Source organism: Streptomyces sp. NPDC002092, assembly GCF_053593775.1.
Window position 1 is genome coordinate 336,514 of the sequence record NZ_JBSFDG010000010.1, and the last position, 20,175, is coordinate 356,688.

General features: G+C 71.1%; 22 protein-coding genes. 5 read left to right on the forward strand and 17 right to left on the reverse strand.

What is annotated here, in order from left to right:
• Positions 1–120: 120 nt before the first annotated feature.
• From der to aroH, 5 genes are all read right to left on the reverse strand, one after another.
• A complete protein-coding gene (der, locus tag ACWCRD_RS24710; protein WP_450967941.1) occupies positions 121–1,599 on the reverse strand; it encodes a ribosome biogenesis GTPase Der in 1,479 nt (492 codons plus the stop codon).
• A 79-nt stretch (positions 1,600–1,678) separates the two neighbouring features.
• Positions 1,679–2,266, reverse strand: a complete 588-nt coding sequence (locus tag ACWCRD_RS24715; protein WP_450967984.1) for a lysophospholipid acyltransferase family protein — start codon at positions 2,264–2,266, stop codon at positions 1,679–1,681.
• Positions 2,267–2,319: 53 nt separating this feature from the next.
• Positions 2,320–3,006 (reverse strand): (d)CMP kinase, encoded by a 687-nt coding sequence (cmk, locus tag ACWCRD_RS24720; RefSeq protein WP_115909017.1) that lies wholly within the window; start codon positions 3,004–3,006, stop codon positions 2,320–2,322.
• 141 nt (positions 3,007–3,147) lie between these two features.
• Positions 3,148–4,242 (reverse strand): prephenate dehydrogenase, encoded by a 1,095-nt coding sequence (locus ACWCRD_RS24725; RefSeq protein WP_450967942.1) that lies wholly within the window; start codon positions 4,240–4,242, stop codon positions 3,148–3,150.
• Positions 4,239–4,601 carry a chorismate mutase gene (gene aroH, locus ACWCRD_RS24730; RefSeq protein ID WP_450967943.1) on the reverse strand — a complete coding sequence of 121 codons (363 nt, stop codon included), beginning with the start codon at positions 4,599–4,601 and terminating at the stop codon, positions 4,239–4,241. The genes ACWCRD_RS24725 and aroH overlap by 4 nt, the downstream gene beginning before the upstream one ends.
• Before the next feature lie 230 nt (positions 4,602–4,831).
• Between aroH and ACWCRD_RS24735 the strand changes: the two genes are divergently transcribed.
• Genes ACWCRD_RS24735 through ACWCRD_RS24750 form a run of 4 tightly spaced genes read left to right on the forward strand, consistent with a single transcriptional unit; the run spans position 4,832 to position 7,262 of the window.
• Entirely contained in the window at positions 4,832–5,491 is a 660-nt protein-coding gene (locus tag ACWCRD_RS24735; RefSeq protein WP_450967944.1) for a hypothetical protein, read from the forward strand.
• Positions 5,492–5,516: 25 nt separating this feature from the next.
• Positions 5,517–6,101, forward strand: coding sequence for a DUF6529 family protein (locus ACWCRD_RS24740; protein ID WP_450967945.1), 585 nt, complete (start codon positions 5,517–5,519; stop codon positions 6,099–6,101).
• Positions 6,098–6,502, forward strand: coding sequence for a Rieske (2Fe-2S) protein (locus ACWCRD_RS24745; protein WP_450967946.1), 405 nt, complete (start codon positions 6,098–6,100; stop codon positions 6,500–6,502). Before ACWCRD_RS24740 ends, ACWCRD_RS24745 begins: the two co-directional genes overlap by 4 nt.
• 22 nt (positions 6,503–6,524) lie before the next feature.
• Entirely contained in the window at positions 6,525–7,262 is a 738-nt protein-coding gene (locus ACWCRD_RS24750) for a nucleotidyltransferase domain-containing protein (protein WP_450967947.1), read from the forward strand.
• On the opposite strand, the gene ACWCRD_RS24755 is transcribed toward ACWCRD_RS24750, so the two are convergent.
• The 3 genes from ACWCRD_RS24755 to ACWCRD_RS24765 are packed head-to-tail and all read right to left on the reverse strand — an operon-like array spanning position 7,194 to position 9,682.
• On the reverse strand, positions 7,194–7,943 hold the full coding sequence (locus tag ACWCRD_RS24755; protein ID WP_450967948.1) for a nucleotidyltransferase domain-containing protein: 750 nt from the start codon (positions 7,941–7,943) through the stop codon (positions 7,194–7,196). The genes ACWCRD_RS24750 and ACWCRD_RS24755 overlap by 69 nt on opposite strands.
• 3 nt (positions 7,944–7,946) lie before the next feature.
• On the reverse strand, positions 7,947–8,969 hold the full coding sequence (locus ACWCRD_RS24760) for an ADP-ribosylglycohydrolase family protein (RefSeq protein ID WP_450967949.1): 1,023 nt from the start codon (positions 8,967–8,969) through the stop codon (positions 7,947–7,949).
• Positions 8,966–9,682 carry an NUDIX hydrolase gene (locus ACWCRD_RS24765; protein ID WP_450967950.1) on the reverse strand — a complete coding sequence of 239 codons (717 nt, stop codon included), beginning with the start codon at positions 9,680–9,682 and terminating at the stop codon, positions 8,966–8,968. The genes ACWCRD_RS24760 and ACWCRD_RS24765 overlap by 4 nt, the downstream gene beginning before the upstream one ends.
• A gap of 148 nt (positions 9,683–9,830) precedes the next feature.
• On the opposite strand from ACWCRD_RS24765, the gene ACWCRD_RS24770 reads away from it, so the two are divergent.
• The gene (locus ACWCRD_RS24770; protein ID WP_450967951.1) at positions 9,831–10,802 is read left to right on the forward strand and encodes a DUF72 domain-containing protein; all 972 of its coding nucleotides are present in this window, start codon (positions 9,831–9,833) and stop codon (positions 10,800–10,802) included.
• On the opposite strand, the gene ACWCRD_RS24775 is transcribed toward ACWCRD_RS24770, so the two are convergent.
• From ACWCRD_RS24775 to ald, 9 genes are all read right to left on the reverse strand, one after another.
• Complete coding sequence (locus tag ACWCRD_RS24775; protein WP_450967952.1) at positions 10,685–12,100, reverse strand: DHA2 family efflux MFS transporter permease subunit; 1,416 nt, start codon at positions 12,098–12,100, stop codon at positions 10,685–10,687. The two genes, ACWCRD_RS24770 and ACWCRD_RS24775, sit on opposite strands and share 118 nt — an antisense overlap.
• A 54-nt stretch (positions 12,101–12,154) precedes the next feature.
• Positions 12,155–12,730 (reverse strand): TIGR03086 family metal-binding protein, encoded by a 576-nt coding sequence (locus ACWCRD_RS24780; RefSeq protein ID WP_450967953.1) that lies wholly within the window; start codon positions 12,728–12,730, stop codon positions 12,155–12,157.
• Positions 12,727–13,689, reverse strand: coding sequence for a sigma-70 family RNA polymerase sigma factor (locus ACWCRD_RS24785; RefSeq protein WP_450967954.1), 963 nt, complete (start codon positions 13,687–13,689; stop codon positions 12,727–12,729). The genes ACWCRD_RS24780 and ACWCRD_RS24785 overlap by 4 nt, the downstream gene beginning before the upstream one ends.
• Before the next feature lie 100 nt (positions 13,690–13,789).
• Positions 13,790–14,911, reverse strand: a complete 1,122-nt coding sequence (locus tag ACWCRD_RS24790) for a pseudouridine synthase (RefSeq protein WP_450967955.1) — start codon at positions 14,909–14,911, stop codon at positions 13,790–13,792.
• Positions 14,911–15,564: an SMC-Scp complex subunit ScpB gene (gene scpB, locus ACWCRD_RS24795; protein ID WP_099927829.1), complete on the reverse strand. Its 654-nt coding sequence runs from the start codon at positions 15,562–15,564 to the stop codon at positions 14,911–14,913. Before scpB ends, ACWCRD_RS24790 begins: the two co-directional genes overlap by 1 nt.
• On the reverse strand, positions 15,561–16,835 hold the full coding sequence (locus ACWCRD_RS24800; protein WP_450967956.1) for a segregation/condensation protein A: 1,275 nt from the start codon (positions 16,833–16,835) through the stop codon (positions 15,561–15,563). The genes scpB and ACWCRD_RS24800 overlap by 4 nt, the downstream gene beginning before the upstream one ends.
• A gap of 18 nt (positions 16,836–16,853) precedes the next feature.
• Complete coding sequence (locus ACWCRD_RS24805; RefSeq protein ID WP_450967957.1) at positions 16,854–17,441, reverse strand: hypothetical protein; 588 nt, start codon at positions 17,439–17,441, stop codon at positions 16,854–16,856.
• Positions 17,426–18,601, reverse strand: coding sequence for an AAA family ATPase (locus tag ACWCRD_RS24810; protein ID WP_099927832.1), 1,176 nt, complete (start codon positions 18,599–18,601; stop codon positions 17,426–17,428). The genes ACWCRD_RS24805 and ACWCRD_RS24810 overlap by 16 nt, the downstream gene beginning before the upstream one ends.
• A 381-nt stretch (positions 18,602–18,982) precedes the next feature.
• Positions 18,983–20,107, reverse strand: coding sequence for an alanine dehydrogenase (ald, locus tag ACWCRD_RS24815; protein ID WP_344404103.1), 1,125 nt, complete (start codon positions 20,105–20,107; stop codon positions 18,983–18,985).
• Between the last annotated feature and the right edge of the window lie 68 nt (positions 20,108–20,175).

Consider the following 20,175-nt stretch of genomic DNA (forward strand, 5'->3'; position numbering starts at 1 on the left):
GACCGAGTTCGGCCAGGTGGCGTGGGCGCCCCGGGTGAACGTCTCGGCGCGCACCGGCCGTCATATGGAGAAGCTGGTCCCGGCGATCGGGACCGCCCACCCCCATATGTGGCCTACGGCCTACTTCTTCTTGTTACCGCGCTTCTCGCGCACCCGTACCGAGATATGGATCGGCGTCCCCTCGAAGCCGAACTCCTCGCGCAGCCGGCGCTCGATGAAGCGCCGGTAGCCCGCCTCGATGAACCCGGAGGCGAACAGCACGAACCGCGGGGGCTTGGTGCCGGCCTGGGTGCCGAAGAGGATGCGGGGCTGCTTGCCGCCGCGGATCGGGTGCGGGTGGGCGGCGACCAGCTCGCCGAGGAAGGCGTTGAGACGTCCGGTGGGGACACGCGTCTCCCAGCCGGCCAGCGCGGTCTCGATCGCCGGGACCAGCTTCTCCATATGACGGCCGGTGCGCGCCGAGACGTTCACCCGGGGCGCCCACGCCACCTGGCCGAACTCGGTCTCGATCTCCCGCTCCAGGTAGTAGCGGCGCTCCTCGTCGAGGGTGTCCCACTTGTTGTACGCGATGACCATCGCGCGGCCCGCCTCGACGGCCATCGTCACGATCCGCTGGTCCTGCACCGAGATGGACTCGGAGGCGTCGATCAGGATGACCGCCACCTCGGCCTTCTCGACCGCGGCCGCGGTGCGCAGGGAGGCGTAGTAGTCGGCGCCCTGCTGGAGGTGGACGCGCTTGCGGATACCGGCGGTGTCGACGAACTTCCAGGTCACGCCGCCGAGTTCGATGAGTTCGTCGACCGGGTCGCGGGTGGTGCCCGCCAGCTCGTTGACGACGACGCGCTCCTCGTTCGCCACCTTGTTGAGGAGGGAGGACTTGCCGACGTTCGGGCGGCCGATCAGGGCGATGCGGCGCGGGCCGCCGACCGCGGAGCCGAAGGTCTGCTCGGGCGCGTCCGGCAGGACCTCGAGGACGGCGTCCAGCATGTCGCCGGTGCCGCGGCCGTGCAGCGCGGAGACGGGGTGCGGCTCACCGAGACCCAGCGACCACAGGTAGGCCGCGTCCGCCTCACCGCTCTGGCCGTCGACCTTGTTGGCCGCCAGCACCACCGGCTTGCCGGCCTTGCGCAGCAGCCGTACGACCGCCTCGTCGGTGTCGGTGGCGCCGACCTTGGCGTCGACGACGAACACCACGGCGTCGGCGGCCTCGATCGCGTACTCGGCCTGAGCGGCCACGGAGGCGTCGATGCCGAGGACGTCCTGCTCCCAGCCGCCGGTGTCGACGACCTTGAAGCGGCGGCCCGACCACTCGGCCTCGTAGGTGACGCGGTCGCGGGTGACGCCGGGCTTGTCCTCGACGACTGCCTCGCGCCGTCCGATGATGCGGTTCACCAGGGTCGACTTGCCTACATTCGGGCGGCCGACGACGGCGAGGACGGGCAGCGGGCCGTGACCCGCCTCCTCGATGGCGCCCTCGACGTCCTCGAGGTCGAAGCCCTCTTCCGCGGCGAGCTCCATGAAGTCCGCGTACTCGGCGTCGCCAAGTGCTCCGTGGTCGTGCTCCTCGCCCGAGCCTTCGGAGTGGATGTGGTCGCTCATGAAGTCCGTACCTCGTCGTTCATCGTGGTGATCGGTGGATTATCCGGTTTCTCCGGCTGATCCACTACTGAAGTGTCGCTCAGCGCCCGGTCAGGCGCCTGGCGTTTTCCAGGTGCGCGGTGAGCTGCTTCTGGATGCGTTCGGTCGCCTCGTCGAGCGCCTTGCGCGTGCGCCGTCCGCCGCCGTCGCCCGCCTCGAAGGGGTCGCCGAAGACGACGTCGATACGGCTGCGCAGCGGAGGCAGCCCCTTTATCAACCGTCCCCGCCGCTCGGAACTTCCCAGTACGGCGACCGGAACGACCGGTGCTCCGCTGCGTACGGCGAAGTACGCGAGCCCGGCACGCAGCGCGGCGAAGTCTCCCTCACCGCGGGTGCCCTCCGGGAAGATGCCGAGGACCCCGCCGGCGGACAGCACGTCCAGCGCCTGCGAGATCGCCGTGCGGTCGGCACCCGACCGGTCGACCTTGACCTGCCCGATGCCGAGCAGGAAGGGGTCCAGCGGGCCGACGAACGCCTCCTTCTTGATCAGGAAGTGCGTCGGCCGGGGCGCCACGCCCATGACCATCGGACCGTCGATGTTGTGGGAGTGGTTGACGGCGAAGATCACCGGGCCGGTGGCGGGCACCTTCCAGGAACCCAGCACCCGCGGCTTCCACAACCCGTACATCAGGCCGACGCCGATCCGCCGCCCGACCTCGGCGCCCCGCTCCGAAGGCTGTGTCACTTCCCGGCCCGCTTCTCCTCGACGAGGGTGACGACGCACTCGATGACCTGCGCGAGGGTGAGGTCGGTGGTGTCCACCTCGACCGCGTCGTCCGCCTTGGCGAGCGGCGAGGTCTTGCGGGACGAGTCGGCCGCGTCGCGCTTGATCAGCGCCTCTCGGGTGGCGTGCACGTCGGCGCCCTTCAGCTCGCCGCTGCGGCGGGCGGCACGCGCCTCCGGCGAGGCGGTGAGGAAGATCTTCAGGTCGGCGTCGGGCAGCACGGTCGTACCGATGTCACGGCCCTCGACGACGATGCCGTGCTCCGCGGAGGTGGCCAGCGAGCGCTGCAGCTCGGTGATCCGGGCGCGCACCTCGGGCACCGCGCTGACCGCGCTGACCTTGGAGCTGACCTCCTGGGTGCGGATCGGGCCGGCCACATCGGTGCCGTCGACCGTGATCGTCGGATTGGCCGGGTCCGTGCCGGAGACGATCTCGGCCTTGCCCGCCACGGCGGCGATCGCGGACGGGTCGTCGATGTCGATGCCGTTGGTCACCATCCACCAGGTGATCGCCCGGTACTGGGCGCCGGTGTCCAGGTAGCTCAGGCCGAGCTGCGCCGCGACGGCCTTCGACGTGCTCGACTTGCCGGTGCCGGCCGGGCCGTCGATGGCGACAATCACGGGCTTGGCGACGCCGTTTTCCACGGGGGGACACCTTCCTGGTGCGGTGCGGTGGGTGTGTGGGGCCGCGAGGGTGCCCTGCACAAGGTTACTGGGTGCGCGTCACTCGTCCGGACGCGCAGCCTTCCGGCCCGTCCGGCGTTCGACCATGGCACCGCCGGGTGCCTACTGCCGAATCGCCCACCCTCGCTCCCGCAGCGCCGCGGTGAGCACCGGTGCCGCCTGCGGTTCCACCATCAGCTGGACCAGACCCGCCTGCTGCCCGGTCGCGTGCTCGATGCGTACGTCCTCGATGTTGACCCCGGCCCGGCCCGCGTCGGCGAAGATGCGTGCCAGCTGGCCCGGCTGGTCGTCGATGAGGACGGCGACGATCTCGTACGCCCGCGGAGCGGACCCGTGCTTGCCGGGGACGCGGACCTGTCCGGCGTTCCCGCGCCGCAGGACGTCCTCGATGCCCAGGACGCCCTCCCCGCGCTTGGCCTCGTCGGAGGACTGCAGGGACCGCAGCGCCTGCACCGTCTCCTCCAGGTCGGCGGCGACGTCGGAGAGCAGGTCGGCGACCGGCCCGGGGTTCGCGGACAGGATGTCGATCCACATCCGGGGGTCGGAGGCGGCGATCCGGGTCACGTCCCGGATGCCCTGGCCGCACAGTCGTACGGCCGCCTCCTCGGCGTTCTCCAGCCGCGCGGCGACCATGCTGGACACCAGGTGGGGCATGTGGGAGACCAGGGCGACGGCGCGGTCGTGGGCGTCGGCGTCCATGACGACCGGAACGGCCCGGCAGTGCGAGACCAGCTCCAGGGCGAGGTTGAGCACCTCGGTGTCGGTGTCCCGGGTCGGGGTGAGCACCCAGGGGCGGCCCTCGAAGAGGTCACCGGTCGCCGCGAGCGGTCCGGACTTCTCGCGGCCCGACATGGGATGCGTGCCGATGTACTTCGACATCACGGACGGGTCCAGGCCCAGCGCCTCCAGCTCGCGGCGCGGGCCGCCCTTGACGCTGGCCACGTCGAGGTAGCCGCGGGCCGCGCCCCGGCGCATGGCGTCGGCCAGCACTCCGGCCACATGGGCGGGGGGCGCGGCGATGATCGCGAGGTCGACCGGTCCGGCGGGGGCCTCGTCGGTGCCGGCGCCGAGCGCGGCGGCCGTACGGGCCTGTTCCGGGTCGTGGTCGGAGAGGTGGACGACGACGCCCCGCTGGGACAGGGCGATGGCGGCGGACGTACCGATGAGCCCCGTGCCGATGACGAGCGCGGTTCTCACTGGGCGATGTCCTTGCGCAGGGCGGCCGCGGCGCCGAGGTAGACATGGGAGATGTCGGCGCGGGAGCGGTCCGACTCGATGTGCGCCAGGACGCGCACGACGCGTGGCATGGCGCCCTCGATGTCGAGTTCCTGGGCGCAGATCAGCGGTACGTCGACGATACCGAGCTTGCGTGCGGCGGCCGCCGGGAAGTCGCTGTGCAGGTCGGGAGTCGCCGTGAACCAGATGCTGATCAGGTCGTCCGTGCTCAGGGCGTTCCGCTCGAGGACGGCGGTGAGCAGGGCCCCGACCTGCTCGTCCATGTGTCCGGCTTCGTCCCGTTCCAGTTGGACGGCTCCCCGGACCGCTCGTACCGCCACGGCTGCACTCCTCGCTGATGTACGGATCGGCTTTCGACCCTCCAGCCTAGTCAGCCCGCGGCGGGCGGGTGCGTGACGCCCGCCCGCTGAGACGGCGGCTCGGATGCCCTGCCAATGTCACCGAATCGCCCCGATTTCGCTACTTGGGGTGGCTCGCCCCTGTGCGCCTCTTTACGTCGGGGCCGCCGGTCCGCTCTGATGGCAGGACACTCGCCTCGGGGGAGGCCCGTATGAAGCGTCCTGGACCGCTGCTCACCCTGCTCGCGGGACTGCTGCTCGGCCTGTTCATGCTGTCGCTCGACGCGACGACGGGGTCGAAGAGCGCCTCGTCCCCGTACAAGGAGAAGTCGCCCGCCGTCACGGCCTCGCCGACTCCCCCGAAGACCACCGCGTCGCCCAGTCCGTCACCGTCGCGGGCGGCCGCACCCCAGGGTGTCTACACCGGCCGTACCGACGACGACTCGTCCGCCGTGGCCGTCTCGCTGCGCGACGGCAGGGCGATCGCGTACTTCTGCGACGGCCACAACATCGAGTCGTGGCTGAAAGGCTCGGTGAAGGGCGACGGGAGCCTGAGCCTGACCGGTGACCACGGCGCGAAGCTGGACGGCACGCTGAAGGGCGGCAAGCAGATCCGGGGGACCGCCGAGGTCGGTGGCGGGCACTACGCCTTCACCCTCGACAAGGCGAAGGAGCCGTCCGGGCTCTACCGGGCGAACAGCCAGGTCGCCGGCGCCAGGATCGTCGGCGGCTGGATCGTCCTGCCGGGCGGCAGGCAGGTCGGCATCGTCACCCGCGACGGAACGCCCTCGGCCGCGCCGGCCATCGACCCGGCGACGGGCGCGGTGACGGTCGGCGGACAGCGGCTGACGGCACATCCCGTAACTCCTTGATCCTCCTGACCTGGGAGACGACACCATGACCGTCGACCCGAACGCCGCGACCCAGAGTTTCCCGCCCTCCGAACCCGGCCATCGCGCCCCCGGCCCCGGCCGCTATCTGATCCCGGCCCTCGTCGCCGCCGCGGTGGCCGTCGGCCTCGGGGTGTACGGCAAGGTCCACCACCCCACCGGGACGGCCTTCAACCTGGCCGGGTTCAGCAGCACGGGCGCGGTGAAGTCATGGCTGGCGTCGACCGCGTTCTTCTTCGCGCTCGTCCAGCTGGTCAGCGCGTTCATGGTGTACGGCAAGCTGCCGGGGCCGCGCTGGGCGTCGACGCTGCACCGCTGGTCGGGCCGGATCGCGTTCCTGGTGGCGGTGCCGGTCGCCGTGCACTGCCTCTACGCGCTCGGCTACCAGACGTACGGAACACGTGTGATGTGGCACTCGGCCCTGGGTTGCTTCTTCTTCGGAGCCTTCAGTGCCAAGATGCTGCTGCTCCGCTCTCAGCGGCTCCCCGGATGGCTGCTGCCGCTCGTCGGCGGGCTGGTCTTCACCGTTCTCACGCTCATCTGGCTGACGTCCGCCCTCTGGTTCTTCCGCACCTTCGGAGTGACGACATGACCCATCGCTCGACGCGGCGCACGGTTCTCCTCGCGACGGGCGCGGCCACGCTCGCCGCGGGCTGCAGCAAGTACGGCAACAGCGACTCCGGGTCCGCCACGAACGCCTCCGGCGGGCAGGAGCTGGCGAAGACCTCCGAGATCCCGGTGGGCGGCGGCAAGATCTTCAAGGACCAGAAGGTCGTGGTCACCCAGCCGAAGAAGGACGAGTTCAAGGCCTTCTCGGCGATCTGCACCCACCAGGGCTGCACGGTGAGCACCGTCTCGAACGGCACCATCGACTGTCCCTGCCACGGCAGCAAGTACCGCATCGCCGACGGCTCGGTGGCCGGCGGCCCGGCGCCGAAACCGCTGCCCGCGGAGCAGATCAAGGTGGAGGGAAATTCGATCCGTCTGGCGTGAGGGGCCGCGTACGCTCCGGGGCATGCTTCCCGAGACCCTGGTGCGCGACCACACGATCTACGCCTGCGTGATGGGTTCGCGCGCCTTCGGTCTGGCGACGGACGGCAGCGACACCGACCGCCGGGGCGTGTTCGTGGCGCCCACTCCCCTGTTCTGGCGCTTCGAGAAGCCGCCGACGCATGTCGAGGGCCCGGCCGAGGAGCAGTTCGGCTGGGAGCTGGAACGCTTCTGCGAGCTGGCCCTGCGCGCCAACCCGAACATCCTGGAGTGCCTGCACTCCCCGCTCGTGGAGTACGTCGACGACACCGGCCGCGAACTCCTAGCGCTGCGCGGGGCGTTCCTCTCCCGCCGGGCCCACGAGACGTTCACGCGCTATGCCCTCGGCCAGCGCAAGAAGCTGGAGGCGGATGTCCGCACCCACGGCGCCCCGCGCTGGAAGCACGCCATGCATCTGCTGCGCCTGCTGAGGAGCTCCCGCGACCTGCTGCGCTCGGGCGCCCTCACCCTCGACGTGGGTCACCAGCGCGAGCCCCTGCTGGCCGTGAAGCGGGGTGAGGTCCCGTGGCCGGAGGTCGAGTCGTGGATGAACCGCCTGGCCGCGGAGGCCGAGGAGGCCGCCCGTCACAGTCCCCTCCCCGAGGAGCCTGACCGGGCCCGCGTCGAGGCCTTCCTCGTCCGCGTCCGCCGCGCCTCAGCCCTCCAGCCGGATACGTACGACGAGGTCGTGCAGGGCGTCGTACACGGCCGGGGCGTCGGGTAGCGCCGACGTCTCCTGCGCCGCGTCCAGCACGCCGTGCAGCTGCTCGACGTCAGCCTGCACGCGCGCGTACTCGACATCGGCACCCCCGTGCTCCTGCTCCGCCTTCGCCGCGATCAGCTCCGGCAGGTAGCCGGGGGCGTCCACCTCCCCCAGCAGCGTGGGCAGATGGGCCTGCACCTCGCCGCTGCGCATCAGATGGATCCCGGTGAGCAGAACCCGGAAGGTGTAGAGCAACGGCTTGAGCTCACCGGTCTTCTCGAACAGCCGCCACTGCGTGTTGGCGAACCCTCTGTAGTGGTGGGCGTGATGGCTGGTGAGCACGCCGGGCGCGAGCGCGGCCAGTTCGCGGTGCGCGTCGGTCGTATGCACGACCAGCGGCGACAGCAGCTGCTCCAGGACATAGCCGTTGCGGCGCAGCATCAGCCGTACGAACTTGCGCAGGTCGTGCGTGACCAGGTCCATCTCGACGCCGTCCCGGTCCCACATCCGGGACCGGGTCTCGTCGGGTTCCCGCAGGCCCACCAGGTCCGCCGTGGGCAGCAGGTGCACGCCCCGCAGGTCCACGTCCGAGTCGCGCGACGGGAAGCCGTAGAGGTGTGCGCCGGAGACGGTCGCGAACAGCACCGGGTCGGGCTGTTCGGCGACCACCGGTGTCAGGTCGAGGTTCAGTGCGTCGATCATGGCTCAGGCGTCCCAGAGGGCGCCGAGCGTCAGCAGGTCGCTCCGGTATTCGATGCGGTCGGCCCACTCGGTCGGCCAGGCGTCGGCGCCCAGGTGCGCGCCCGCGAAGGCGCCCGTCAGGCAGGCGATGGAGTCCGAGTCGCCGGAGGTGCAGGCGGCCCGGCGGATGGCCGTCACCGGTTCGTCGACGAAGAGCAGGAAGCACAACAGGCCGGTCGCCAGGGCCTCTTCGGCTGTCCAGCCCGCCCCGGTGGCCAGGCACGGGTCGGTCTCCACCGAGGCCGTGCGCACGGCCTCCTGAAGGCGGCCGAGAATCTCCAGGCACTCGTCCCAGCCGCGCGCGATGAACTCCTCGGGGGTGGCGTCGGCGGCACGGGTCCACAGGTCGCCGAGCCAGGCGTGGTGATAGCGGCTGCGGTTCTCCAGGGCGTACGACCGCAGCAGCCCGACGAGGCCGGTCGGCTCGGCGCCCTGCGCAAGCAGCCGTACGGCACGGGCGGTGAGGTCGGAGGCGGCGAGCGCCGTCGGATGCCCGTGGGTCAGGGCGGACTGCAACTGGGCGGCGCCCGCGCGCTGTTCGTCGCTCAGACCGGGGACGAGTCCGACGGGCGCGACCCGCATGTTGGCGCCGCAGCCCTTGGAGCCGATCTGGCTGGCGTCCTGCCAGCGGCGGCCCTCGTCCTTCAGCAGGTAGCAGGCCAGCAGGCAGGTGTTCCCGGGCGCCCGGTTGTTCTCCGGCGAGTCGTGCCAGTCCACGAACTCCTTGCGCAGCGGCCCCGCCAGGCTTTCCGGCGCGAGCACCCCGAGGTCCGTGGCCGTCCTCAGTGCGTGCCCCACCGCCAGCGTCATCTGCGTGTCGTCGGTGACGATCGCGGGCGTGGGCAGCCGCATCTGCCGCCACGGCCCGCACTTGGCGAGGATCGACGGCACGTCGTTGAACTCGGTAGGGAAGCCGAGCGCGTCCCCGAGTGCGAGGCCGGTCAACGCCCCGGTGGCTGCTTGCTTGTCGACGATGGTGGCGGTCATGCGGGGCGTCCTTCCCGGGACGGTCGGAGGAGGGGCGGGTGCAGCGCGGTGGCCGGACCCGCGCGATAGAGCGCGGCGGGTTTGCCCCGGCCGCCGGTCAGCCGGGCGGCGCCCGGCACGGCTTCGACGAAGCCGGGCGTGGCGAGCACCTTGCGGCGGAAGTTGGGCCGGTCGAGAGCCGTGCCCCAGACCGTCTCGTAGACGTGCTGCAGCTCGCCGAGCGTGAACTCGGGCGGGCAGAAGGCGGTGGCGAGACAGGTGTACTCGAGCTTGGCGCCGACCCGTTCGTGGGCGTCGGCCAGGATCGTGTCGTGGTCGAAGGCGAGCGGCTGAGCCGAGTCGTAAGGCAGCCAGCTCGCTCGCGCCGCGTCGCTGCCGGCCCGCGGCTCGGGCGCGTCGGGCAGCAGCGCGGTGAAGGCGACGGACACGACCCGCATCCTGGGGTCGCGGTCGGGTTCGCTGTAGGTCCGCAGCTGCTCCAGATGCAGCCCGGTGACGTCCGCGAGGCCGGTCTCCTCGGCGAGTTCGCGCCGGGCGGCCGTCTCCGCCGACTCCCGCGGCTCCACGAAGCCGCCGGGCAGCGCCCGGCAACCGGCATAGGGGTCCTGTCCGCGCTCCACGAGGAGGACATGCAGGGCGCCGTCACGGATCGTCAGGACGGCGAGGTCGACGGTGACGGCGAAGGGTTCGTAGGCGTACTTGTCGTACTGCATGACACCGGCCTCCAACCCCCGGACTTCTTAATAGTCATATCGACTATAAACACGAGGTGTGCGCTTCCACAACCCCGAGAGCTTCCTCAACCCGCATGCTTCCCAACCCGCGTGCTTCCGCGGCCCCGAGAGGGGTAACCGGCACCGCATGGGCGAGATCCTTGTGGGCACGTGTTCGTGGACGGACGGGGCACTGGTCGGCAGCGGCTGGTATCCGGTGGGGCGCAGGGACGCGGAGGGGCGGCTGAGGCACTACGCCGAGCAGTTCCCGGTCGTCGAGGTCGACTCGGCGTACTACGCGCTGCCGAGCGCCCGCAACAGCCGCCTGTGGGCCGAACGGACGCCGGACGGCTTCGTCTTCGACGTGAAGGCGTTCTCGCTGCTCACGGGACACCCGACGCGGGACTCGGTGATGCCGGACGGGCTTCCCGCCGACCACCGGGATCCGAAGGTGCTCGACCAGGTGTGGGCGCGGTTCACCGAGGGGATCGAGCCGCTGCGGGCGGCCGGGCGGCTCGGCAGCGTGCTGTTCCAGCTGCCGCCGTGGTTCCGCCCCGGAAAGCGGTGCGGGGAGTTCCTGCGGGAGTGCGCCGAACGGACCGAAGGGTGGCCGGTCTCCGTGGAGTTCCGGCATCCCGGATGGTGGCGGCCGGAGTGGGCGGAGGCCACGCGCGCGTTGCTGACCCGGTACGGCATGACCGCCGTGGCGGTGGACATGACGCAGTCGCTCCCCTGGTCCGTCCCGCCCGTCACGCCGTTCGCCGCGCCACGGCTGTCCGTCGTCCGGTTCCACGGGCGGAACCCGGCCTGGGGGTCGGGGAGCAAGGAGGACCGGTTCCGGTACGACTACGGGGAGGACGAACTCATCGAATGGCTCCCCCGGTTGCGGTCACTGGCCGGGCGGACGGAGCAGCTCCACGTGCTGTTCAACAACTGCTGCGGTGCTGCCGCGGTCCGCGCCGCCGAGACCATGAAGGGGCTGCTCGACGGCGCGGAGTGGGCTCACACGCGCGTGTGTGACGGCGCGAACGCCGCAACCACCGCCCCCACTCCCGCCGCCCCGGCCGACACCCACAGCGCCGGTGCGCAGCCGTCCAGGAAGGACGCGGGTGAGCCGTAGCCGCCGTACTGCGTGAAGACCAGGGCGGCGACGGCGATGCCGAAGACGCCGCCCAGTTCGCGCAGAGCGTTGTTGACACCGGCCGCGACGCCGGCGTCGCCGAGGGGGACGGCGGAGGTCACGGCGTTGGCGACGCTCGGGAAGACCATGGAGATGCCGATGCCCGCGATGATCAGCGGGAAGACCAACTGCCCGTAGCGGACGCCGGGTTCGACCTGCCAGGCCAGCAGGGCGAGGCCCAGGGCCTGCAGGGCGAGGCCCGTGAACATGAAGGGCCGGGTGCCGAAACGGTCCGCGAGGGCGCCGGCGACCGGGGCGACCAGCAGCGGCATCGCGTTCCAGACGAGGATGCGCACGCCCGCCTGCAGCGGGGAGTAGCCGAGCCCGGTCTGGAAGAGCTGCGTGATCATGAAGAGGGCGCCCAGCAGGGACCCGAAGACCAGGAAGGCGGCCGCGTTGGCGACGGAGAAGCCGCGGTTGCGGAAGTGCGCGAGCGGCAGCATCGGATAGCGGGCTCCCCTGCGCTCCCAGAGCAGGAAGGCGGCCAGCAACACGATCCCGGCGGCGAGTGCGGTCAGCACCTCGGCGCTCCCCCAGCCCTCCTGCGGGGCCCGGACCGGCGCCCAGGCCAGCCCCGTCACCCCAAAGGCCGCCAACACCAGCCCGACCAGGTCGAGTTGGGGCCGGGTGCCATAGCTCTCGCGGAGCCTGGTGGCGGCGAACGGCAGCATCGCAAGGCCGATGGGCACGTTCAGCCAGAAGATCCACTGCCAGGACAGGCCCTCGGTGACGGCCCCGCCCAGCACCGGCCCGGCGGCCACCCCGAGGCCGGTCACGCCACCCCACACGCCGATGGCGACGCCCCGCTTCTCGACCGGGAACGCCTCGCTGATCAGGGTCAGGGTGAGGGGAAGCAGTACGGCGGCTCCGGCGCCCTGCACCACGCGCGCGCCGATGAGCTGCCCCGGGCCGCCCGCCAGCGCGGAGGCGGCCGAGCCCAGGGTGAAGACGGCGAGCCCGGCGAGGTACATCCGCCGCCGCCCGAACCGGTCGCCGAGCGCGGCGCCGGTCAGGGTCAGACAGGCGAAGACCAGGTTGTAGGCGTTGATCGTCCACTCCAGGTCGGACAGGCTCGCCCCGAAGTCGGCTCGCAGGGCGGGCAGCGCGGTAGCGACGACCACGACGTCCAGGGAGCACAGCAGCGCGCCGAGCCCGGCGAGGACGACGGTCCACACGGGTCGGTGCGGGGCCTGTCCGGCAGGTGGTCTGCGTACGGTGACATTCAGTGTGTCGGTCATGACGGGGGTTCCTTCCATGAGCTCTTGAAGTCGCTCACGGAAGGCAGACCACCCTCACCCCGGAAAGGAATCGCACCGCCCCGGAAAGGAATCGCACCGCCCCAGAAAGGCCAGCAGTCGCTCCTCGGGCCCCGCGTCCAGCGGTACGGCGACGGGCGCGCCGAACCGCACGCCCCGGTCCGCCGGCGCCACCACGCACTGCGCCACCGGCAGCAGCTCGGCCGCCAACGGGCCCGGTATGGGCCGGGGCCGCCCGCAGGCCTGCGCCACGTCCCATCCGTGCACGGCGATCTCCACGGCCCCCACGGCCGCCATCACCCGGACGTCCAACGGCAGTTCGCCCACCAGCACCCGCTCCCTGGCGCCGGCCGCCCAGGCGCCGAGCACGGCACACGCGCGCGTGCGGAACGCGCAGGCGAGATCTCCCCCGGGGCGCCCCGCCGTGAGTCCGATCCGCCCGCCCGTCAGCCCCTCGTGCAGGGCGTCCAGCGAGTCGTCGAGATGCCCGAGCAACTCCCCCAGGTCCCACTGGGCGCACGGAGTGCCCCGCACCAGGCTCCCGGGCCCGACCCCGGCGACACTCCCCAGCGCGTAGGCGAGCGAACGCTCCAGCAGCTCCCCGCAGTTCATGACAGCACCCTGGGGAACCCGAAGCGGGCGACCTGCGCCAGGTCGATGAAGGCCGTGATGCGGGCCAGGGTGCCGCCCTCCACGGTGAGCACCTGCACCGAGTGCGCCCGCAGCACGCCGTCCACCCCGCGCACGTACATGACGACGGCCGGCTGCCCGTTCGCACGCGTGGGCAGCATCCGGTAGCGGCCCTCCCCGTGCCCCCTGGCCCGCAGGAACAGCAGCACGTCCTTCTTGCCGCGGAACCACTCCAGGTTGGGCGGCATCTCCAGCTCGACGCCGTCCTGGAGGAGGTCGAGCAGCGCGTCCATGTCGGCGCGTTCGAAGGCGGCCATGTACCGGTCGAGCACCTCGCGGTCCGCCGCGCCCTCGGGCTCGACGACGAGGTCCTCGTCGGGGGCGACCTCGTCGAGCCGGGCACGCGCGCGTTGGAGGCTGCTCTTCACCGCGGCCGTCGAGGTCCCGAGCAGCGAGGCGACCTCGGGTGCCCGCCAGGCCAGCACGTCCCGCAGGATGAGCACGGCCCGCTGCCGGGCCGGCAGATGCTGCAGGGCGGCGACCAGCGCGAGCCGCAGGCTGCCGCGGGCGGCCACGACGGTCGCCGGGTCGACCAGCGAGTCTGGCAGCGGCTGCAGCCACGGAACATCCGTCGCAGGGGTCCTCAGCGGCTCCTCAGGCGCCTGTGACGGACCGCCGAGTCCCGCGGGCAGCGGACGCCTCGCGCGGCTCTCCAGCGCCGTCAGACACGTGTTGGTGGCGATGCGGTGCAGCCAGGTCCGCAGGGACGCGCGGCCCTCGTAGCCCTCGTAGGACCGCCAGGCCCGCAGATATGTCTCCTGCACCAGGTCCTCGGCCTCGTCGACCGAGCCCAGCATGCGGTAGCAGTGCGCGAGCAGCTCCCGCCGGTACGGGTCCGTCAGCCGGACGAACTCGTCGCGGTCCGTCGTCGTAGCAGGCATGGCCATTCCTCTCGCCGGTCACGAGTACAGACCGGCGAGGGAGCGAAAACGAATCGGCCGGTCCCGGAGGAGATCCGGAACCGGCCGTTGCGCATGACTGCTAGAGGTCGACTTCCTGCATCAGCATGCCGACCTCGGTGTTCGACAGCCTCCGCAGCCAGCCCGACTTCTGGTCGCCCAGGGTGATCGGACCGAACGAGGTGCGCACCAGCTTCTCCACCGGGAAGCCGGCCTCCGCGAGCATGCGGCGCACGATGTGCTTGCGGCCCTCGTGGAGGGTCACCTCGACCAGGTAGTTCTTGCCGGTCTGCTCGACCACCCGGAAGTGGTCCGCGCGCGCGTACCCGTCCTCCAGCTGGATGCCGTCCTTCAGCTTCTTGCCCAGGTCGCGCGGGATCGGGCCGACGATCGCGGCGAGGTAGGTCTTCTTCACGCCGTACTTGGGGTGGGTCAGGCGGTGCGCCAGCTCGCCGTGGTTGGTGAGCAGGATGACGCCCTCCGTCTCGGTGTCGAGCCGCCCCACGTGGAAGAGCCGGGTCTCGCGGTTGGTGACGTAGTCACCGAGGCACTGGCGCCCCTCGGGGTCCTCCATGGTGGAGACCACGCCTGCCGGCTTGTTCAGCGAGAAGAACTGGTACGACTGCGTGGCGACGGTCAGCCCGTCGACCTTGACCTCGTCCTTCTCCGGGTCGACTCGCTTGCCCTGCTCGAGGACGATCTCGCCGTTGACCTCGACGCGGGCCTGCTCGATCAGCTCCTCGCAGGCGCGCCGGGAGCCGTAGCCCGCGCGCGCGAGGATCTTCTGCAGCCGCTCGCCCTCCTGCTCGGCGCCCGGGAAGGTCTTGGGCAGCTTGACGTCCTTCTTGCCCGCGTACCGCTCACGGTTGCGCTCCTCGGCCCGGGCGTCGTACTCACGGGAGCTCGCCGGGGCCGTACGGCCCCGCCCCGTGCCCTGGCCCTGCCTGGGGCCGCCCTTGGCGCCGCCGCGCGCCGAGGCGCCGCGCCCCGACTTCGGGCCGTCCTGGGTGGCGCCGGGGCCTACGTCGTAGCGCCGCTCCTCCGGGCGGGGCTTCTTCGGCCGGCCGCCCTGCTTGTCGTCGCGGTTGTTACCGGCGCCGCGGAAATTACCGCGGCCACCGCTGCTCCCGCCGCGGCCGCCGCTGTTGCCACCACGGCTCCCGCCGTTGTTTCCGCTGCTGTTCCTGCCGCTGCTGCTTCGCATCAAAGTTCCGTCTTGTCGTCTGCGTCCTCGGAATCCGGAGCGTCCGGATCGAACGACGGAACCCCTTCCAGTGTCTCGGCCTCGATCGCCTCCGCCTCCGGGAGGAAGGGCGCGAGCTCCGGGAGCTCGTCCAGACCGCGCAGGCCCATCCGCTCCAGGAAGTAGTTCGTCGTCGTGTACAGGATCGCACCTGTTTCGGGTTCCGTGCCCGCCTCCTGGACCAGACCCCTCTGCAGCAGGGTGCGCATGACCCCGTCGCAGTTGACTCCTCGTACGGCCGAGACCCGGCTGCGGCTGACCGGCTGGCGGTAGGCGACGACAGCGAGGGTCTCCAGGGCGGCCTGGGTGAGCCGGGCCTGCTGGCCGTCCAGGACGAAGCCTTCTACGGCCGCCGCGTACTCGGGCCGGGAGTAGAAACGCCAGCCGCCGGCGATCAGCCGCAGCTCGAATCCACGGCCCTGCACGGCGTATTCGTCGGCCAGTTCCCGCAGTGCGTCCCCGACCTGCCGCTTGGGCCGCTGGAGGATCTTGGCGAGATGCTCCTCGGTCGCGGGCTCGTCCACGACCATGAGGACGGCCTCCAGGGCGGGCTTGAGGTCGAGGTCGGCGACGGTACGGAGGCCTGCCGGGAGGCCGGTGGTGTCCTCGCTCACGCCTTGTCCTCCTTGGGCGGCTCGGGCGGTCGGTCGAATTCGTCGGTCACCATCGGCCGGTCTTCGCCCTCGCCGCCGGTCCAGCGCACGATCAGCTCGCCCAGCGCCGTCTCCTGGTCGAGGGCGACGGCCTTCTCCCGGTACAGCTCCAGCAGGGCGAGGAATCGCGCGACGACGGTGAGGGTGTCGTCGGTGTCCTCGACCAGCGCCCGGAAGCTGGCCTCGCCGAGCTCCCTGAGCCGGGCGACCACGATTCCGGCCTGCTCCTGCACGCTGACCAGCGGGGCGTGGATGTGGTCCACGTACACCTGCGGCTTCGGCTTGGGCTGCATCGCCTTCACGGCGAGCTTGGCGAAGCCCTCCGCCCCGATGCTGATGACGACCTCGGGCAGCAGCTCGGCGTGATGCGGCTCGAGTCCGACGGTACGCGGATAGCGCCGGGCCTCCTCGTCCAGCCGCCGGTTGAAGATGTCGGCGATCTGTTTGTAGGCGCGGTACTGCAGCAGCCGTGCGAACAGCAGGTCCCGCGCCTCCAGGAGCGCGAGGTCGGCCTCGTCCTCGACCTCGGCGGAGGGCAGCAGCCGGGCGGCCTTGAGGTCGAGCAAGGTGGCCGCGACGACGAGGAACTCGGTCGTCTGATCCAGGTCCCAGTCCGGCCCCATGGCCCGGATGTGCGCCATGAACTCGTCGGTGACCTTGGACAGCGCGACCTCGGTGACGTCCAGCTTGTGCTTGGAGATCAACTGCAGCAGCAGATCGAAGGGCCCCTCGAAGTTGGAGAGCCGAACCTTGAAGACACCGCCGCCGTCGGCCTCACCGGGGTCGGCTTCCGCCCCCGGTCCCACTTCCTGGGGCGCGCCACCGGACTCGTCCGGAGGCGCGGGAGCCACGGCTTCCGCCTGAGGCTCGGGGCCCAACCCCCGAACCACGGCCTCCGGCTCCCGGAACAGCTCCGGGGCCACGGCCTCCACCGAAGGCGCAGACACCGCCTCTGGCGCCACGACGCCCGACTCCAGGTCCACGGGACGCTGACCGGCGACCGGCTCCGGAGCCACAGGATCCGCCCCGGGCTCACGGAACGGCCGTTCAGTCGCGGCCTTCGGATCCGGCTCGGGGGCGGCCGTCTCGGGTTTCGGCTCCTCCGGGGTCGGGGCCGGTTCCCCGGGAGGAGCCGTCGGCTCGACCCGTGGAGTGCCGGGGCCCCGGCCCAGTACACGCCGACGGCCGCCGGAGGTGCCGGCGCCGGGGGCGGGTACGTCGTTCGAGGTCATGGCCCCCGCAGGCTACCGCTACCGCCCGCGCAGCCGGCGTACGAGGATGCTCGCGTCCCCGCGGGACTCCAGGTCCGCCAGGACCACGGCGACCGCCTCGCGGACGATCCGCCCACGGTCGACCGCGAGGCCGTGCTCACCGCGGAGCACCAGGCGTGCGTGCTCCAGGTCCATGAGCTCCTCGGCGGAGACGTACACGGTGATCTTCTCGTCGTGCCGCTCGCGGCCACTGGGCCGGCGCGAGGGCGAGGACCGGCCGCGCTTGCGGGGCTGGGCATTGCCGGAGGATGCGGCAGAACCTTCCTGCGCCTCCTGACGGCGCCCGGAGCGCTCCTGTCCCGCGGCACGGCTGCGGGACTCACCGGCCTCGGCCGGCTCCCGCTCCGCGGCCACATGCTCCGGGCCCTCGCCGTCGCCGCCCTGCGCGGGCACCGACTGCGGTGCGTCCTCGGGCGAGGCGGCCGCGGCCGGATCGCTCTCCCCCGCGGGCGCGGGCACCCGGGCTTCGCCGTTGGCCCCCCGCCGCGGAGTGGACGGCTGGAGCGCCATTCCCCCTGTCGTACGGAAGAGTTCGTCGGCCCCCGGCAGACTCACTCGGCGTGACACCGGGCGAGCACCTCCCTGGCGAGCTGACGGTAGGCGGCGGCGCCGACGGAGTTGGAGGCGTACGTGGTGATCGGCTCACCGGCGACCGTGGTCTCCGGGAAGCGGACCGTGCGTCCGATGACCGTGTGGTAGACGTGGTCGTCGAACGCCTCGACCACACGGGCCAGCACCTCGCGGCTGTGGACCGTGCGCGAGTCGTACATCGTGGCCAGGATCCCGTCGAGCTCCAGCTCCGGGTTGAGCCGCTCCTGGACCTTCTCGATCGTCTCCGTCAGCAGTGCGACACCGCGCAGGGCGAAGAACTCGCACTCGAGCGGCACGATCACCTTGTGCGCGGCCGTCAGCGCGTTCACCGTCAGCAGCCCCAGTGAGGGCTGACAGTCGATCACGATGTAGTCGTAGTCGGCCATCAGCGGCTTCAGGGCCCGCTGGAGCGTGGACTCGCGCGCGACCTCCGAGACCAGCTGCACCTCGGCGGCGGACAGGTCGATGTTGCTGGGCAGCAGGTCCATGTTCGGGACCGCCGTCTTCAGGAGCACCTCGTCGGCCGCCATCCCCCGCTCCATGAGCAGGTTGTAGACGGTGAGGTCGAGCTCCATCGGATTGACGCCGAGGCCCACCGACAGCGCGCCCTGCGGGTCGAAGTCCACGAGCAGCACGCGGCGTCCGTACTCCGCGAGCGCGGCACCCAGGTTGATGGTCGACGTCGTCTTGCCGACGCCGCCCTTCTGGTTGCACATCGCGATGATCTTCGCGGGCCCGTGGTCGGTCAGCGGGCCCGGGATGGGGAAGTACGGCAGCGGACGTCCGGTCGGGCCGATGCGCTCACGACGCTGGCGGGCAGCGTCGGGCGCGAGCGTGGCCGCGTACTCGGGGTCGGGCTCGTACTCCGCGTCGGGGTCGTAGAAGTGCCCTTCGGGCAGTTCGTCGTAGTCGGCGAAGTGGTTGTGGGGCGCGCCACTTCCGTCGCCGGCCATGGCGTTCACGTGATGGCCATCCATGCTCTGGTGTGCAGTCCGGATCACCTGCGGACCCGGGCTCTGGTGGGCTGCGAAGGTGCGCACAGCTACGGAGCCGACAGCCTCGAACCCCGCGGGACCCTGGTCCCGTACAGGCGCTCCTGGTTGACCACCCCCGGGAGAAAATGTCGACTCATTCACAAGTCGTCTTACCTCCTTGGTGACCAGGAAACTTCTAGACAGGTCAGCGTGGCACCATGCCGACGACTGGCGACTCTATGGCGTGTCGGGCGTCCTCAGCAACACAATCCGCCGCACCGGGCTCGATGTGTCGACAATGAAACATCCCTCTGTCAAGGGCGTACGGCCGTCGCACGGCAGGATTCGCGGGTGTGCGAATCGGTCGAAGGGTTACGTTCGAGGCGAGTTGACCTAGAGCCGCAAAGTGACCATACACACATCCGGCCGGACCTTGTCGGGCAAGGTCCGGCCGGATGTGCGCTGTTGACGACCTGTGTTGACGTATCGCCTTTTACCAAATGGTGACTTAGCGGCTCGACGACTCGGTGCTTCGGCTACGGCTCAGCCGATCAGGCTCTCGAGCTCCACGTGCTCCAGTCCGTGCGCCTCTGCGACCTCGCGGTAAACGACCTTGCCGTCATGGGTGTTGAGCCCCTTGGCGAGCGCGGGGTCGCGGCGCAGCGCCTCCACCCAGCCGTGGTCGGCGAGTTCGACGATGTAGGGCAGCGTCGCGTTGGTGAGCGCGTAGGTGGAGGTGTTGGGCACCGCGCCCGGCATGTTGGCGACGCAGTAGAAGACCGAGTCGTGGACCTGGAAGGTCGGCTCGGCGTGCGTGGTCGGACGGGAGTCCTCGAAGCAGCCGCCCTGGTCGATCGCGATGTCGACAAGGACACTGCCAGGCTTCATGCGGGAGACGAGCTCGTTGGTGACCAGCTTGGGGGCCTTGGCGCCGGGGATGAGGACCGCGCCGACGACCAGGTCGGCGTCCAGGACGGCCTTCTCCAGCTCGAAGGAGTTGGACATGATCGCCCGGACCTTGGTGCCGAAGACCTTGTCCGCCTCGCGCAGCTTGTTGATGTCACGGTCGAGCAGCGTGACGTGGAAGCCCAGTCCGACCGCGATCTGCGTCGCGTTCCAGCCGGAGACGCCACCGCCGATGACGACGGCCTTCGCGGGCTGGGTGCCGGGGACGCCGCCGGGGAGCACGCCACGGCCGCCGGCCGAGCGCATCAGGTGGTAGGCGCCGACCTGCGGGGCCAGCCGGCCCGCGACCTCGGACATGGGGGCGAGCAGCGGGAGCGCGCGATTGGGGAGCTCGACGGTCTCGTAGGCGATCGCCGTGGTGCCGGACTCGATCAGCGCGTCGGTGCACTCCTTGGAGGCGGCCAGGTGCAGGTAGGTGAAGAGCGTCTGGTCCTTGCGCAGGCGGTGGTACTCCTCGGCGATGGGCTCCTTGACCTTCAGCAGCAGGTCGGCTGCGGCCCACACCTCGTCGGCGGTCGGCAGGATCTGCGCTCCGGCGGCGACGTACTCGCTGTCCGGGATCGACGATCCGACACCGGCATCGTGCTCGATGACGACCTGGTGGCCGTGGCGCACGAGCTCGTGCACACCGGCGGGGGTGATGGCCACCCGGAACTCGTTGTTCTTGACCTCGCGGGGGATGCCGACCTTCACGTCGATCACGGTCCTTGGCTCAGTGGATGTGGGGCAATACAACACATACCCAGGCATGCATGAGCACACCGGGAGAC

Excerpts from the sequence above, each read along its gene's own strand:
- der (WP_450967941.1), bottom strand. The coding sequence starts at position 1,599 with ATGAGCGACCACATCCACTCCGAAGGCTCGGGCGAGGAGCACGACCAC.
- ACWCRD_RS24715 (WP_450967984.1), bottom strand. The coding sequence starts at position 2,266 with ATGTACGGGTTGTGGAAGCCGCGGGTGCTGGGTTCCTGGAAGGTGCCC.
- ACWCRD_RS24735 (WP_450967944.1), top strand. The coding sequence starts at position 4,832 with ATGAAGCGTCCTGGACCGCTGCTCACCCTGCTCGCGGGACTGCTGCTC.
- ACWCRD_RS24740 (WP_450967945.1), top strand. The coding sequence starts at position 5,517 with ATGACCGTCGACCCGAACGCCGCGACCCAGAGTTTCCCGCCCTCCGAA.
- ACWCRD_RS24745 (WP_450967946.1), top strand. The coding sequence starts at position 6,098 with ATGACCCATCGCTCGACGCGGCGCACGGTTCTCCTCGCGACGGGCGCG.
- ACWCRD_RS24750 (WP_450967947.1), top strand. The coding sequence starts at position 6,525 with ATGCTTCCCGAGACCCTGGTGCGCGACCACACGATCTACGCCTGCGTG.
- ACWCRD_RS24755 (WP_450967948.1), bottom strand. The coding sequence starts at position 7,943 with ATGATCGACGCACTGAACCTCGACCTGACACCGGTGGTCGCCGAACAG.
- ACWCRD_RS24760 (WP_450967949.1), bottom strand. The coding sequence starts at position 8,969 with ATGACCGCCACCATCGTCGACAAGCAAGCAGCCACCGGGGCGTTGACC.
- ACWCRD_RS24765 (WP_450967950.1), bottom strand. The coding sequence starts at position 9,682 with ATGCAGTACGACAAGTACGCCTACGAACCCTTCGCCGTCACCGTCGAC.
- ACWCRD_RS24770 (WP_450967951.1), top strand. The coding sequence starts at position 9,831 with ATGGGCGAGATCCTTGTGGGCACGTGTTCGTGGACGGACGGGGCACTG.
- ACWCRD_RS24775 (WP_450967952.1), bottom strand. The coding sequence starts at position 12,100 with ATGACCGACACACTGAATGTCACCGTACGCAGACCACCTGCCGGACAG.
- ACWCRD_RS24780 (WP_450967953.1), bottom strand. The coding sequence starts at position 12,730 with ATGAACTGCGGGGAGCTGCTGGAGCGTTCGCTCGCCTACGCGCTGGGG.
- ACWCRD_RS24785 (WP_450967954.1), bottom strand. The coding sequence starts at position 13,689 with ATGCCTGCTACGACGACGGACCGCGACGAGTTCGTCCGGCTGACGGAC.
- ACWCRD_RS24790 (WP_450967955.1), bottom strand. The coding sequence starts at position 14,911 with ATGCGAAGCAGCAGCGGCAGGAACAGCAGCGGAAACAACGGCGGGAGC.
- ACWCRD_RS24800 (WP_450967956.1), bottom strand. The coding sequence starts at position 16,835 with ATGACCTCGAACGACGTACCCGCCCCCGGCGCCGGCACCTCCGGCGGC.